This window comes from Desulfobacterium sp. N47, from assembly GCF_051233685.1.
Classification (GTDB): Bacteria; Desulfobacterota; Desulfobacteria; order Desulfobacterales; family RPRI01; genus RPRI01.
The window spans coordinates 1-1,457 of record NZ_JBAMMY010000220.1; the positions used below are offsets into that span (position 1 = coordinate 1).

The 1,457-nt window shown below is 33.7% G+C and carries 1 protein-coding gene; it reads right to left on the minus strand.

Going from position 1 to position 1,457, the window contains the following annotated elements:
* Positions 1–145: 145 nt before the first annotated feature.
* Positions 146–1,285: a tetratricopeptide repeat protein gene (locus VXK47_RS14430; RefSeq protein ID WP_435549492.1), complete on the minus strand. Its 1,140-nt coding sequence runs from the start codon at positions 1,283–1,285 to the stop codon at positions 146–148.
* Positions 1,286–1,457 lie beyond the last annotated feature (172 nt).

Here is a 1,457-nt window from a genome sequence, read left to right on the forward strand (position 1 = left end):
CTGTTAATTCAAGTAAATAACTACCATTAATGAGTCAAGAATGCAAGTATAAAATGCATCTTTCTGAAAAATCTTCGTTTTACTTTTATTCAATATTTATCTTCAAATTCAATCGATTACCATTTGTCGGTCAAACACTAAGTAGTTATTTTAACCGAGCCTCTGCATAGTTGGGTTTATATTTTGTTGCCTCTTTAAATTTTTCAATAGCTTCCTCATGTTTACCAGACTTTTCTAAAGCTGCCCCCCAATTGCACCGAGCCTCTGCATAGTTGGGTTTATATGTCACTGCCTTTTCAAATTTTTCAATAGCTTCCTCACGTTTGCCAGACTTTTCTAAAGCTGCCCCCCAGCAGTACCAAGCCTCTGCAAAATCAGGTCTGCATGCCACAGCCTTATCAAATTTTTCAATAGCCTCCTCACGTTTGCCGGAATTTTCTAAAACTAATCCCCAGCCATACCAAGCCACTGCATAGTTGGGTTTATATGTCACTGCCTTTTCAAATTTTTCAATAGCTTCCTCATGTTGGCCGGAATTTTCTAAAGCTATTCCCCAGCCATACCAAGCCTCCACAAAATCAGGTTTGTCGATTAATGCCTCTTTAAACTTATTTATAGCTTCCTCTGAAGGGTTGGCGTTAATCTCAATGCATTTAATATCAAAACCACTTGCCGCTTTAGAAGATTTTATTTTGGCAACAACAACTGTTTGGTTGTCACTATCGCAGGTCACCTTTTCTATCAAGTTATCATTATCAAACATAAACCAACGATTTGACATTAAAACACATTTTTCATTCAATGACTTATATGGCTCGCTCTCTCTATATATCCAATTATTTAATGCCAAATCCCTTAAATTATTGAACTTCGTCTCATATCTTGCTTGGCAATAGTGATAAACTAAGAATGGAATAATAGCTGACATGATCATGACGAACAAAAACAATGATGTTTTAATTTTCCCAAACCGGCTATAATTTTGAAAAAGTATGAAAAGTATGATGAAAACAAAAACTATAGCGACAAAATTTATACCCCATCCATATCTAAATGGGAACATAGTCAGATTATATTGCAGTCCAAGCGCAAAATCATTCATCCAAGAATTAGTCATTACCTGATAATTAATCTTATGGATATGTATGAAAGATATAACATTAAAGCTATCTATTGTTTCTGGAGTTATATTAAAAGATTTATCGCGGTAACTCAGTACTATAGGTAAAATTAAAGAAGAGCTCCAGACATTCAATATCCAAAGACCAGCTATTTTTCTTTTCATTAAATACAATCCACCAAAAAATCCTAATATTGGGAGGTAATTTCAAAAGTCTCGCATTGATCCGATTATTTTTATAAAAAGCAGTTGAAATACCAAATAACATATTGATTTAATAAAGAGAATGCTCTATTATCTTCTTAAATTCACCAATTCAAGAAAGGATGATAATATG